We start from the raw sequence: 13,370 nt of genomic DNA, 5'->3' as shown, positions 1-13,370 counted from the left end.
CCCTCAAGGAGGAATCCCATGAACCGTTTGCTTCAATATACTGCCGGAATCATATTTTCCATCTGCCTTATGATCATGCTTTTATTCACCTCTGTGGAGGCCGCTATATACTGGACTCCAGGATACTTCGAAAAAGAGTATACCAAATATAATGTGACCCAGGCAGTCTCCATGACAATGGAGGATCTCCTTGACGTTACCGGTGAGATGATGTCTTATCTGCGGGGGAAGAGGGACAATCTTCACATAGAAACCACCATGGGAGGCGTGGAGCGGGAATTTTTTAATGCCCGTGAAATCGCCCATATGGAGGATGTCCGCGGATTGTTCTTAGGCGCCCTGTCCATACGGACAGGCTGCCTCATGGTCATGGCCTTATGCCTTATTGTTCTCCTTTTATTAAAAACCAATTTCAAAAGGACCTTCCCCCGGGCCGTGTGCGCGGGCACCGGGATTTTCTTTTTCCTGTCTGCTGCCACAGCCCTCATTATTTCCACAGATTTTACCAGATATTTTATTATGTTCCACCATATATTCTTTAAAAATGACTTGTGGATGCTGGATCCGTCCACCGATATGCTCATTAACATCGTACCGGAAGGCTTCTTTCGGGATACGGTCTTTCTCATCGGTTTTATCTACCTTTTCTCCATCCTGCTTATTTGGGCCATCTGCCTCTTTATTATGGGCAAGTCATCCATATACAAATGCGGGAAAAATCGCAAATAATCTTTACTTGTAACAGCAAATAACCTATACTGTAGATTGAAGTATTGTCTGAAACCGAATGAAAGCTTATGGAGAGATTACTCAATATGACTCAATTTTTTAAAAAAAATTTTATATTTTTTCTGTGCCTGCTCTTTTTTACTTCCTCCTTTACCAGAACTTCTATGGGGGCCGCAGACTGGCCTTCCGGCCCGTCGGTCCAGGCGCAGGGAGCCATTCTGATGGATGCAGACACCGGAACCGTGCTGTGGGGCCAGAACATACACAACGAATATTTTCCGGCCAGCATTACAAAGGTCATGACTGCGCTTTTAGTCATTGAAAAATGCAGTCTTGATGAAACAGTAACATTTTCCCATAACGCCGTATTTAACGTGGAATCAGGAAGCAGTAATGCCGGAATCAATGAAGGGGACAAGCTGTCTGTTAAGGACTGCTTATATGCCCTGCTGCTTAAATCAGCCAATGAATCAGCCAACGCCCTTGCAGAGCATGTGGCTGGAAGTACCGAAGCCTTTGCCGATATGATGAACGTCCGTGCAAAGGAGCTTGGATGTACCAATACCCACTTTTCCAATCCAAGCGGCTTAAATGACCCGGAGCATTATACTTCCCCTTACGACATGGCCCTCATTGCAAGAGCAGCATTTAATAATCCTGTTTTTGAAGAAATCGATTCCACAACCTATTATAAGCTTCCGCCTAACTCCATCAACAAAGAAGGGCTTTCCATCTATCCTGGCCATAAAATGATGCGAAAAAGCACTCCTTTCTACTATCCGGGCATCATCGGCGGCAAAACAGGCTACACCACGCTGGCCGGTAATACCCTGGTAACCTGTGCGGAAAAAAACGGAATGAAGCTGATTACCGTAATCTTAAAGGGATCCACTCCTCAGTATTGGACGGACACTAAAAATCTTTTAAATTTCGGTTTTGAAAGCTTTGTTTCCTTAAAAGCTGCGGATTACGAAAAAACATACAGCTCCGTTACCAGCGACTTAAATTTCAGCGGACTGTCTATCACCAGACCGGAGGCCCTGGTTTTAGATCCTGACAGCAGGATCATCCTTCCTAAAACGGCAAACTTTTCAGATGCAAAGGCAGAACTCAGCTATGATATTTCATCAGGCGACCCTGAAAATGCCATCGCAAAAATAAACTACCGTTATAATGACCGGGTCGTAGGCAGTACCTTCCTGGAGGTAAATGACGCCTTATTCCAGAACAAGGAAGCAGAAACCAGGATGGCCGCCATCCCTCATGCCGAAACCGATTCCCAGTCCGGCGAGGCTTTGGACCCGTCTGCCGCCCAGACTTCCGTAAACCCTTCCGGAAAACGTCCGGAAAAGGAAACGGAAGATTACCGGGAAAAGGCTTTAAGGCCCTTTGAGATCCCCTTAGCCGCCTGGCTTATATTAGGAAGCGTGGGAGCAATCGCTTTAATCGGATGTGCAGCAGCATTTTTCATATACCGGAAACACAGGGAAGAGCAGGATTTCCTTATAAGGCGGGAGCAGCGCATGAAACGCCTTCGGGACTCCGGTGTTTCAGCCGATGAATTCAACAGCATTCTGGAACAAAGGCGCAGTTCCTATTCATCAAAACGGAAAGGACGGCGGGGAGGCCGTTTCAAATTTCGTTAGATAACAAGGGGTATTCTATGAGAAAACATAAAATTATATCCAAAAGGGATCTGCTTCGAAATTTTATAATCACCTCTATTTCCCTCCTGTTTGCCACCATCCTTTCCTATATGATGCACATACTGGGAGGATATACTAACAATGTAGGAATCATCTATATGATGGCAGTTGTTTTGATCTCCCGCTATTCCACCGGCTATATACCGGGAGTTATTGCATCCTTTATCAGCGTGATCTGTGTAAACTTCGTATTTACTTATCCATATATGGCGTTTAACTTTACAATGGAAGGATACCCCATTACCTTCATGGCACTGTTAATCATTTCAACCATTACAAGCGCTACTACGACCCATTTAAAGGAGCAGAGCCGTATCTTAAACGATAGGGAAAAGATGTTAATGGAAGCGGAAAAGGAGGCCTTAAGGGCAAACCTCTTACGGGCTATTTCCCATGACCTTCGAACTCCCCTCACAGGAATCATCGGTGCCAGCAGCACATACCTGGAAAACTCAGGCACCATACCGGAGGCAGAAAAAAACAGCCTGGTCTCCAATATACGGGAAGATGCCAACTGGCTCTTAAATATGGTAGAAAATCTGCTCAGTGTCACCAGGATCCGGGATACCGGGGCTCAGGTTTTAAAGCGCCTGGAGCCGCTGGAAGAGGTGGCCTCCGAAGCCATTGAGCGATTTCACAAAAGGCTGCCAGGACCCATTGTCCATGTGACCGTACCGGATGAGTTTATCATGGTTCCAATGGATGCCACTTTAATTGAACAGGTTATTATAAATCTTCTGGAAAATGCCGTTTATCATTCCAATTCAACGGACCCCATCAGCTTATCGATCTTCGTAGAGGATGGATATGCCTGGTTTCAGATCCGGGATCACGGTGTGGGAATCTCTCCGGAACGGCTGGAGACTTTATTTGACGGTTATACCTCATCACCCAACAGCAGCTATGATTCCCATAAGGGAATGGGAATCGGGCTTTCTATCTGCAAAGCCATTGTAACTGCCCACGACGGAAAAATTACAGCCGCCAATGAAGAACATGGCGCTGTTTTAACATTTACATTACCATTAGGGGAGAATGCTTATGAGTAAGTTTACAATCGTCATGATTGAAGACGAAAAGAATATCTGCAACTTTATTGAAAGCGTGTTGGAAAGACATGATTATAAAGTAAATACCGCCTATAACGGGCGGGATGGACTGGCTCTGATCAATTCCCTTTGCCCTGATGTGATTCTTTTGGACTTAGGGCTTCCTGATCTGGATGGAATCGATATCATTAAAAGCGTCCGAAGCTGGACTTCGATTCCCATTATAGTCATTTCCGCCAGGACCCAGGAGCATGAAAAAGTGGCTGCTCTTGATTTTGGCGCCGATGATTATATCACAAAGCCCTTTGGAACCAGTGAGCTTTTAGCCCGGATCCGCACTGCTTTGCGCCACGGAAGGCCTACCGTCAGTACCGTAGATGGTTCTGTCATACCTACCCCTTACAAGAATGAATACCTGTTTATTGATTTTGCCAAGCGCCTTGTCACACTTGGCGGACATAAGATTCATTTGACACAGATCGAATACAAGCTGGTTTCCCTTCTTGCGGAAAACTCCGGCAAGGTCCTGACCTATGACTACATTATCAGCCACATCTGGGGACCTTACGCAGACAGCAACAATCAGATTCTCCGCGTCAATATGGCCCATATCCGCAGAAAAATAGAAAACAATCCGGCAGAGCCAAAGTATATCTTCACGGAAATCGGGGTTGGATACCGAATGAAGGAAAGCGAGATTTAGGAAAGGGGGGAATCCCCCTTCTTTTTATTATGCTTTCGGGTTTTCGTTTTTTCCACCCGTCTTTTTCTGGTCTCTTCCTTTTTTTCGTAAATCTCCCGGACGTCTTCCTCTCCCACCAGCCTCATGGTCTTAACTACGTAGACACGTCCGTCATCGGTCCGCCTCATGCGGATCTTGCCCTTTACATTTCCATGCTCAGGACAGCATCCAAGAGCCGTGTAAAACTTCTGGTTCACGGAAAACCATCTGATTTTTTTTCTCAGCATCCGGTTGCACTTGCAGCAGATTAAATCCGTAACGGTTTTGTCCCCAATGGCATCCTGTTTTGTATCAAAGGGCCTTGAGATGTATTTGGAATACCCGGGAAATACCAGATATACCTCTTCCTCTTTATTCTCCGGCAGACGGTAATAATCCGTTGACCAGTATTCCCGGACCCTTTCAAAATCCATTTGATTCATAACCCGCCCGGTATAATGGGCATCGTCAAGGGCCCGGTGAAAAGGCCGTTCCTCCATGACCTGCAGCTCTAAAACTGCAATGTCAAGGGACTGCCTATCCCTGCCGTCTCCATAAAGCAGGCTGTAAAGCTTTTGTACATCATAGTAGAGAAAGGGCTTGGGAAATGGATTTGGAATTCCATAATAAGCAATATTCCGCTGCAGCTCCGTTAAGTCCATGGACCCCCAGGTGCAGAACACAGCGTCCTCTCCGCACCACATAAGGAATTCCTTTACGGCTTCCTCAAAGTTCCGGCCCTCTTCCATCAGGGTCTTTTCATCCATGTGGGTCACTTCTAAAATCTTTTCATGAAGCTCCGGATAAACCTGAGGTTTTATAAGCCGCTTAAATTCTTCTACTTCTTCCAGGGCCTCATTTAGCTTTACTGCCCCGATCTCTATGATTTCAAAGGGAAGGCGTTCTACCGTCTCCTCCTTCCCTCCGGCACTCTGGTTCCATTCCAGATCCAGTACAATATAATTCTCCATTTTTCACTCTTTAATCCTTTATTCTGTCAGACCTCTAAGCTTTTCCCGTATCCTCTGCCTGCGCCTCTCCGTCTCTTCTTTCTCAAGAGTCCACGTCCCATCAGCCTCTGTAAGGATATCTCCCTCTCTTACGCCTTCAGGCAGTGCGGCAGCCTGAACCTTTACCATATCTCCGTTTTCATCCTCACAGATAACGATCTTTTCCCCGATTCTGTCAATGGTATACTTCATAACCTTTTCCCTTCCTTCTGTGCCAGGCTAAGGGTTGCAGCTTTGGCACGGCTCATATCCCATCTGTATCAGTTCCTCTCTGGAGCCCTTATAGGTCTTCCGGTTCTCTTCCTTCATGGAAGCTGCCGACTTGCAGTCCGGCAGGTGAAATTTTTTGGTGTTGGTATTTATTACATAATCCTGGTCTGCTGCCGTATTTTGTGTCCTGTCTCCGCCAGTTCCTTCCTTGATTTCCGGGAATGTTACCTTTGATCCGTCACTCACTGCCACTATGGTTCCAAGCTGGTCCGTCCGCAAAGCCTTAATGTTCCGTTTTTTCAGCATATTCAGGACTTCCTTGTGAGGATGACCATAATCATTGTTCTTTCCGCAGGAAATCACTCCATATTCCGGATCAACCTGATCCATAAAGCTTTCGGATGATGAGGTGGAACTTCCATGATGGGAAAGCTTCAGCACGTCGGCCTTTAAAGGAAAGCCGTTTGCCACCATATCCTTTTCTGCATCTTTTTCTGCATCTCCGCATAAGACAAAGCTGTTATTTCCATAAACCAGCCGCAGACCTATGGACCAATTATTCAGATCATTCCCATAATCCCTGTTGGGAGCGATGATCTGGAACGCTGCATCTCCTAAGGTGTAGCTGTCCCCTGGTTCAGGAAGGGTGATTTTTAAATTTTTATCCGCTATCGCATCAAGCAGGCGTTCATAAACCTTTGTGGTATGTTCTTTTTCCGGCAAAAATACCTTTTGAACATCAAACTTCCGGATAACTGTCTCCAGCCCGCCGATATGGTCAGAATGGGGATGGGTCCCGATCACGTAATCCAGCTTCTTCACTCCCTGCTTCTCCAGATAGGAAGCAACTGTCTCGCCCTGGTCCCGTTCTCCTGCGTCTATCAGCATGTAATGCCCGTCTTTTTCTACTAAGGTGCTGTCTCCCTGGCCCACATCAATAAAATGCACCTTTAGATCCGTACCCGTCTCATTTCCCAATTGTCCCTGGGTTAATGGAAAAGAGCTTGCAGTTGGGCTGCATCCTGCCATACAAAAAACCAGGAGGACTGCCGCCGCCGCCAATACCCGCTTATAAAATTTTCTTATCTTTTTTTCTGCCATTCCTGTCTGCCTCCGCCTTGTTATTATATGATAGAATCTTTAATCCTACAAGTATTTTTAAAAGGGCCAGGCTCCAGGGTTCAAAAAGGCGGACCGCAAAAAGCAGTCCGCCTTTTTAATTAATCCTACGGAAGTTTCGCTCCGTCGGCTCCAACCTTAGCCCCATCAGGGGTGATGGTGTTCACCAGCATCTGTCCGCCTGCAAGGTCGCAGAAATACTGTTTCCCGTTCCAGGCAATCCATCCTGTAACCATATAGCCCTTCTCATTGAAGAAATACCACTGTCCATTGATATTCTGCCAGATGTTAGCCGGATAGCTTCCGTCGTTGTTTGCATACCACCAGCCGGTTCCATCCTGATTCCAGCCGCCTCCGCTTTGGCTGAATGTACGGTTTTGCCCTGCGGCCACCTCATCAACGTAATTGGCGGAGGACTCCACCCAGTCACCTTTATTCTCAGCATTTTGTTTATTGACAGGCCGCACCTTAAAGGTATAGTTTCCAACCTTTCCCATGGACTCAGCCAGATCCAGGCTCGTTCCCACGGCGGTCTTTACTCCTCCCGTGTGCTTTCCGTCACGGTATACCTTCACTTCATAACTTCCTGCTCCAGCTGCAGGACTCCAGACAGCCAGGGTTTTAGAGCCCCATGACGCACTTTCTATGGCCTGGGTAAACTCACCGACCTTGGGAAGATCTATAGTCAGCGTCAGCGTCTGGCTGAAATCTTCCCTTGCCTGCTTTACAAAGGTTCCTCTGTCAATGGTGAAACCGGATTCTGTTACGGAAAAATAATATCCTTCCTGGGCATACAGCTTTACTTCCATTCTTGGTACATCGTTCTCATACCACTGAAAGCCGCTGTTGGTAAATTCATACTCTCCCACATCAATCTTGTTGCTCTTGGACGTTATCTCAGCCTGCTGGTCAGATATCGTGCCTCCCGGTACAATATTTGCAGTGACGGTTAAGTTCACCGTTGTGATTTTCTTTCTGGATGCTGCCATGGAAGTCATGCAGTTAAGCCCTGTTGTCATAGTCACAGCGAGCACCAGTGACAAGATTTTCTTACAATTCATATACAATCCCCCATCTTTCTTTCATTTCAATTTCAGATTGCGATGCAATAGGCTTATTATACCTCATCCCCAGGCGTTTGTGAATAGCCATTCTGGTTTCGTAAGGTTTTGCGGCTATTTTTAAATCCAGAAGACCGGGTCGACAGCTATTTATTCCTTCCTGCTCCCGAAGCTGTCGGGCCGCCAGGGCTTGTCATTGTGTATTAAGTATAATTTATCTTTATTTTATCTTTGTTTATTATAGAATTTAATTCATATTTTCTTTTCGTTCGTTAATAATGCATCAAAATTTCACTAATTTTATAGTTATTTCAAGCAAATATATATTGCATTATAACAACCGGTATGATAAACTAACGTCAATGAAACATTTGCTAGAGAAAAAGAGAAAGCAGAGGTTACATGTCCGTCATTATCTCTAAAACGGGATGTAAAGCTGATTCTCTTTTTCTTTTTAGAAAAAGGAGGATAAGTTTTTCATGAAAAAGAAGCGTCTTTTCCGGGTGATCGAACCTTATCTGTATTTATTGCCCGCCATGTTTTTCTTTACGGCCTTCCTGTTTTGGCCGTTCCTCAAAACCATTTGGCTCAGTTTTGCCATGACAACTCCCCTTGGGGCAGTTTCCTCCTTTGTAGGCCTTGGGAACTATCTTTCCATCTTTACCTCCCAGGCCTTTCAAAACAGCCTTCTGGTATCCTTTCAATACGCAGCCATGACCGTGTTCTGCTCCATTGTCATAGGGTTTGTCCTGGCAATCATAAGCAATGAAAACATTAAAGGGAAAAACTTATTCCGTACCATTTATGCCCTGCCCATGGCCATTTCCGCAGCGGCAGCTTCTGTTGTTTTTATGTTTATTTTCCACAGCAGTCTGGGAATTATCAATAAGGTTTTAGGAACCCACATTGGCTGGCTGACGGATCCTAAGTACGCGTTGGGTGCCGTCACCCTTGTGACCGTATGGATGAACATCGGATTAAACTTTATATTCCTTACCGCCGCTTTGCAGAGCGTTCCCACAGACCTGTATGAATGCGCAGCTATTGAAGGGGCCGGATTTTATGCCAAGCACAGGCACATCACCATCCCGTGCATATCACCTACCCTGTTTTTCCTTTTGATCATCAATGTCATCAACGCCCTTCAGGCTTATGCTCAGGTTAAGATGATGACCCAGGGCGGACCTTCGGGAAGCACCAACGTCATTGTGTACCAGATCTATCAGGAGGCCTTTATAAACAGCCGGTTCGGCATGGCTTGTGCAGAGTCCATCGTATTGTTTATAATCCTCATGGTTCTGACCTTGCTTCAATTTAAACTGGAAAAGAAGGTGACCTATTGATGAAAAACAAACTGGCAAAATATTTGCTTTATGCTTTAAACATCCTTTTTGCTGTCATCATCATCTCACCTGTTATCTATTGCTTTAACGTCAGCATGATGACTATGAAGGAAGTATTTTCCGGCGGCTTCTGGCCACGGCAGCTGATCCCGGATAATTACATAAAAGCCTTGCAGCTGGCCCCGTTTTTTACCTTTATCAAAAACTCCCTGATCGTGTCCGGTACGGTTACTTTTGGACAGATCGGCACCGGAGCTTTGGCGGCCTATGCATTTTCCATGATGAAATTCCGCGGCCGGAACGCCCTGTTCTTACTGATGCTTGCAACCATGATGATTCCCAGTCAGGCTATCATCATTGCAAACTACTTGATCATCTGTGACCTGGGGCTTAAGAACACCTATACGGCTCTGATCCTTCCTAACGTTGCTTCCGCTTTTGCGGTATTTAACATGAGGCAGGCGTTCCTTCAGCTTCCCATGGAGATAAAAGAGGCGGCGGACATTGACGGATGCAGCAACTTCCGTTTCTTCTGCTCCATTGCCCTTCCTCTTGTAAAACCCTCTATGGGCGCACTGGGCATCTACATATTCCTTCAAAGCTGGAATCATTATTTATGGCCCCTGCTTGTGACGGATTCTGTGAACATGAGAACCGTTCAGATCGGCCTTGGTATGCTTCAGGGTGCGGAATCCACGGACTTCCGCCCGGTCATGGCCGGTTCCATGATCATCCTGATCCCTTCCATCCTGGCCTTCATATTAGGGCAGAAACAATTGATTTCCGGCCTCACTTCAGGCTCTGTAAAAGGATAAGTATTTTATGCAGCCTCAAAGAGGGCTGTATAGAGATAAAACCATATAATTTAAGGAGGATATCTATGAAAAGAAGAAAAAAATGGCTGGCGGCAATGATGGCTGCAGTCATGTCCATGACTCTTGCCGCATGCGGAGGAAGTGCTTCCACTTCCGGGGGAACCACAGCGGCAGGCTCTACAGAAGCCGCTGACACCAAAGCTGCGGCAGATGCAAAGGCTCCTGCTGAAGGGGGAAAAACAGTCATCACCTTATGGCATGCCATGGGAGGCGTAAACGGAGAGGCAACCGAAGCTCTGGTTAAGGCCTTTAACGAATCCCAGAATGAAATCGAGGTAAAAAGTGAATACCAGGGAACCTATGACGACCTGATCACCAAGTTAAAAGCTGCCATGCAGAGCGGTAACATGCCGGATGTTTGCCAGATGTACGACATCGGCACAAAATTCATGACCGACAGCGGTTATGCCATACCGGTACAGGATATGTTTTCCACCACAAACTTTGATCCTTCCACCGTTATGGACATCATCACCAGCTACTATACCGTAGACGGAAAACAAATGTCCATGCCGTTTAACGTTTCCACTCCAATGCTTTACTACAACAAGGATGTTTTTAAAGCCGCCGGCTTAGACCCTGATACCCCGCCCAAGACATTTGACGAGGTCTTAGAATTCTCCAGGAAAATCGTGGAAAGCAAAGCAGCTCCTGTAGGCTATGCCCAGGCCATTTACGGCTGGTTCTTTGAACAGCAGATTGCAGGACAGGGAAAATTTTATGCAAACAATGAAAACGGGCGTAAAGAACCGGCTACTGAAGTCGATTTCTTAAACAACGGGTCAGGACTTAAGATTTTTGAAACCTGGAAAAAGCTTATGGATTCCGGATATGCGGCTAACTACGGCAGCACCACTGCTGATACCCAGACCGCATTCTTCTCCGGTCAGACTGCCATGATCATTGAATCCACGGCAATTCTTAAAAATGCTACGGCCAGCAGCGATTTTGAGATCGGGACCGGATATCTTCCAAAGATCGATGCAGCTGCTGCCGACGGCGGCGTGATCATCGGAGGCGCATCCCTGTGGATGATGGACAATAAGGATGAGGCGAAAAAGAACGCTGCCTGGAAGTTCATTGAGTTCACCACCACACCGGAATCCCAGTCCACATGGAGCATGTCCACCGGATACTTCGCAGTTAACCCAAAGGCTTATGAAACTCCCGCCATGAAGGATTTCATTGCCCAGAACCCCAACTTTACCACAGCCATCAACCAGTTAAAGGATACTCCTGTCAGCGGATACACCGCAGGCGTATTATCAGGAGTCGCTACCGAGTCCAGAAAGCTCTTTAACGAAGCAATGGAAAAGACCTATGACGGCACCTATACTCCGGAACAGGCAGTAAATTTCCTGGCCGAAAAAGTGAATGCTGCCATCGCAAATTATAATTCATCTACAAAGTAATGATCCTAAAGCCTCCGGCGCAAATGAAGCCGGAGGCTTTCTTTTTCCTGCTCCTTTTTATAATCATCCCTCTTAAATCGCTAATATAAAAAGCCGTCTGTAAAGTTAAAAAAATAACGGACAGATTCTTATGATTAGGTGAATATTTCCGATATATTATATAGCACTAAAAGCATTTTTCAGCCCCCACACATTCAGGCTAAAAAATCACGAAAGGAACGATAAGATGAAAAAACAGAATACGAATGCCAAAGATTCCGGCAAAGAAAAAGGTTCTCTGATAAAAAACTTATCTATCGGCAAAAAGCTGATTCTAGGTTTTGGCGTAATACTTATGATAATCATGGCATCCACCGCCTTATCTGCAATGAACACGAAAAATCTCGGATTCCAGGTGGAACGCTATTACCGCTATACCGTACCAAACACAAACAGTACATGGACCATGAGATCCAGTCTGGCCTCGGCACAAAAATATCTTTTACAGGCAATTCTTGACAATGATATGCAGTCCGTACAGAATAGCCTGGCTAAGGCCCAGGAAGAGGAAGAAAGCGTTTCCAACGCATTGGAAGCCTTTGTCAGCAACCAGTCTTCCAACGCAAGAGATAAGGATATCGCGCAGCTGAGAGATTTGTTATCAAAGACCAAATCCGCAAGAGAAGAGATTTCAGGGCTGATTATTGCTTCCTCCAAAGGGAACAGCACTAAGGCCTATGAATCCTATAAAAACAATTATTCACCTGCCATTGATCAGGCCGGAGAAATCCTGTCAAACATTTCAAATATCCAGTTGCAGTTTGCCACTTCCCAAAAGCTGGAAGCGCAAGGCTACATAAAATCAGCATGGTTCTCCCTTTCTTTATCCCTGCTGATCTCCCTGCTGTTTACCCTTTTCATTACCATGATCATCAGAAAATCTATTTTGGATCCTGTGAAGGAAATTGATCTTGTTTACAAAGAAATGTCAAAAGGTAATTTACAGGCCCAGGTTACCTATGTAAGCAGGGATGAGCTTGGAAGCATGGCCGAAAATATCAGAAATACAAACGCAGCCATTACCTCCTATATCCGCGACATTACAGAAAAGCTGAACCTTCTGTCACAGGGAGATATGCGTTTTTCCATAGATTTAGACTATGTCGGAGACTTTGCAGCCATTAAAAATGCAATTATAAAAACAGTTTCTTCTTTAAACCATACTCTCATCATGATTGATGTTGCCGCTCAGCAGGTAAGTTCCGGAACAGAACAGGTATCGGCCGGAGCGCAGCAGCTGGCAGCCGGTTCCACGGAACAGGCCGCTTCCGTAGAGGAGCTTTCCTCCGCCATCGCCAGCATCACAGAACAGGCCTCAGAAAATTCAAAAAATGTTATAAAAGCAACCGAGTATGTAGACCAGACCAGCCATAACGTTAAAAACGGCGGTACTCATATGAAGCAGCTTACAAAAGCAATGGACAATATCGGCACCTTTTCCGATCAGATTACAAATATAACTAAGGTCATCGAGGATATTGCATTCCAGACCAATATCCTGTCCCTCAATGCTGCCATTGAAGCCGCCCGGGCAGGTACTGCTGGAAAAGGCTTCTCCGTAGTAGCTGATGAAGTCCGCAATCTTGCTGCAAAATCCGGGCAGGCTGCAAAACAGACAGCAGAACTGATACAAAATTCCGTACACGCGGTTCAGGAAGGCACTGAGATCACTCAGAAAACCGCGCAGATCCTGGAGGATATTGATAAAACCACCGACTTTATCAATGATATCGTCAATCAGATCAACTTATCGGCTTCCGAGCAGGCATCTTCCATTGAGCAGATCCGCATAGGATTAGAGCAGGTATCAGCGGTTATACAGGCAAACGCAGCAACTGCTGAGGAAAACTCAGCCTCCAGTGAGGAAATGAGCGCCCAGGCTAATACACTGCGGGAAGAAGTAGACAAATTCAAACTGGATACAGAACAAAAGCCAGAGACAGAAGATACAAATAAATACGAATATGAAACCAGGACAGAAACGTCCTATGACAAATATTAAGAAAAAAACAGAACGCCAGGCAATCATATTTGTGTAAAAGAATGATTAAGGGCAGCCGCCAGGCAGATGAATTGTCATCTGCCTGGCGGCTGCC

Annotated in this window: 12 protein-coding genes; 8 read left to right on the top strand and 4 right to left on the bottom strand. The window is 45.8% G+C overall.

What is annotated here, in order from left to right; genetic code table 11:
* Positions 1–18: 18 nt before the first annotated feature.
* From ABFV83_RS17540 to ABFV83_RS17525, 4 genes are all read left to right on the top strand, one after another.
* Complete coding sequence (locus tag ABFV83_RS17540; protein WP_349945661.1) at positions 19–729, top strand: TIGR01906 family membrane protein; 711 nt, start codon at positions 19–21, stop codon at positions 727–729.
* 86 nt (positions 730–815) lie between these two features.
* Positions 816–2,375: a D-alanyl-D-alanine carboxypeptidase family protein gene (locus tag ABFV83_RS17535; RefSeq protein WP_349945660.1), complete on the top strand. Its 1,560-nt coding sequence runs from the start codon at positions 816–818 to the stop codon at positions 2,373–2,375.
* A gap of 17 nt (positions 2,376–2,392) precedes the next feature.
* Positions 2,393–3,484, top strand: a complete 1,092-nt coding sequence (locus ABFV83_RS17530; RefSeq protein WP_349945658.1) for a DUF4118 domain-containing protein — start codon at positions 2,393–2,395, stop codon at positions 3,482–3,484.
* Positions 3,477–4,187, top strand: coding sequence for a response regulator (locus tag ABFV83_RS17525; RefSeq protein WP_349945656.1), 711 nt, complete (start codon positions 3,477–3,479; stop codon positions 4,185–4,187). The genes ABFV83_RS17530 and ABFV83_RS17525 overlap by 8 nt, the downstream gene beginning before the upstream one ends.
* On the opposite strand, the gene ABFV83_RS17520 is transcribed toward ABFV83_RS17525, so the two are convergent.
* From ABFV83_RS17520 to ABFV83_RS17505, 4 genes are all read right to left on the bottom strand, one after another.
* Positions 4,184–5,176: a 3'-5' exonuclease gene (locus ABFV83_RS17520; RefSeq protein WP_349945655.1), complete on the bottom strand. Its 993-nt coding sequence runs from the start codon at positions 5,174–5,176 to the stop codon at positions 4,184–4,186. The genes ABFV83_RS17525 and ABFV83_RS17520 overlap by 4 nt on opposite strands.
* Before the next feature lie 18 nt (positions 5,177–5,194).
* Complete coding sequence (locus tag ABFV83_RS17515) at positions 5,195–5,407, bottom strand: DUF3006 domain-containing protein (RefSeq protein ID WP_349945653.1); 213 nt, start codon at positions 5,405–5,407, stop codon at positions 5,195–5,197.
* A gap of 27 nt (positions 5,408–5,434) precedes the next feature.
* Positions 5,435–6,526, bottom strand: coding sequence for an MBL fold metallo-hydrolase (locus ABFV83_RS17510; RefSeq protein ID WP_349945651.1), 1,092 nt, complete (start codon positions 6,524–6,526; stop codon positions 5,435–5,437).
* 125 nt (positions 6,527–6,651) lie between these two features.
* Positions 6,652–7,605 (bottom strand): cell wall-binding protein, encoded by a 954-nt coding sequence (locus tag ABFV83_RS17505; RefSeq protein WP_349945649.1) that lies wholly within the window; start codon positions 7,603–7,605, stop codon positions 6,652–6,654.
* A gap of 479 nt (positions 7,606–8,084) precedes the next feature.
* Between ABFV83_RS17505 and ABFV83_RS17500 the strand changes: the two genes are divergently transcribed.
* From ABFV83_RS17500 to ABFV83_RS17485, 4 genes are all read left to right on the top strand, one after another.
* The gene (locus tag ABFV83_RS17500) at positions 8,085–8,948 is read left to right on the top strand and encodes a sugar ABC transporter permease (protein WP_349945647.1); all 864 of its coding nucleotides are present in this window, start codon (positions 8,085–8,087) and stop codon (positions 8,946–8,948) included.
* Complete coding sequence (locus tag ABFV83_RS17495; RefSeq protein WP_349945645.1) at positions 8,948–9,763, top strand: carbohydrate ABC transporter permease; 816 nt, start codon at positions 8,948–8,950, stop codon at positions 9,761–9,763. Before ABFV83_RS17500 ends, ABFV83_RS17495 begins: the two co-directional genes overlap by 1 nt.
* Positions 9,764–9,828: 65 nt before the next feature.
* Positions 9,829–11,235 (top strand): ABC transporter substrate-binding protein, encoded by a 1,407-nt coding sequence (locus ABFV83_RS17490; protein WP_349945643.1) that lies wholly within the window; start codon positions 9,829–9,831, stop codon positions 11,233–11,235.
* 226 nt (positions 11,236–11,461) lie between these two features.
* Positions 11,462–13,276: a HAMP domain-containing methyl-accepting chemotaxis protein gene (locus tag ABFV83_RS17485; protein ID WP_349945642.1), complete on the top strand. Its 1,815-nt coding sequence runs from the start codon at positions 11,462–11,464 to the stop codon at positions 13,274–13,276.
* Positions 13,277–13,370: the final 94 nt, after the last annotated feature.

Source organism: Lacrimispora sp. BS-2, from assembly GCF_040207125.1.
Taxonomy (GTDB): domain Bacteria; phylum Bacillota; class Clostridia; order Lachnospirales; family Lachnospiraceae; genus Lacrimispora.
Note: the sequence above shows the minus strand (reverse complement) of the source record. Positions and strands in the feature narration are given on the sequence as shown.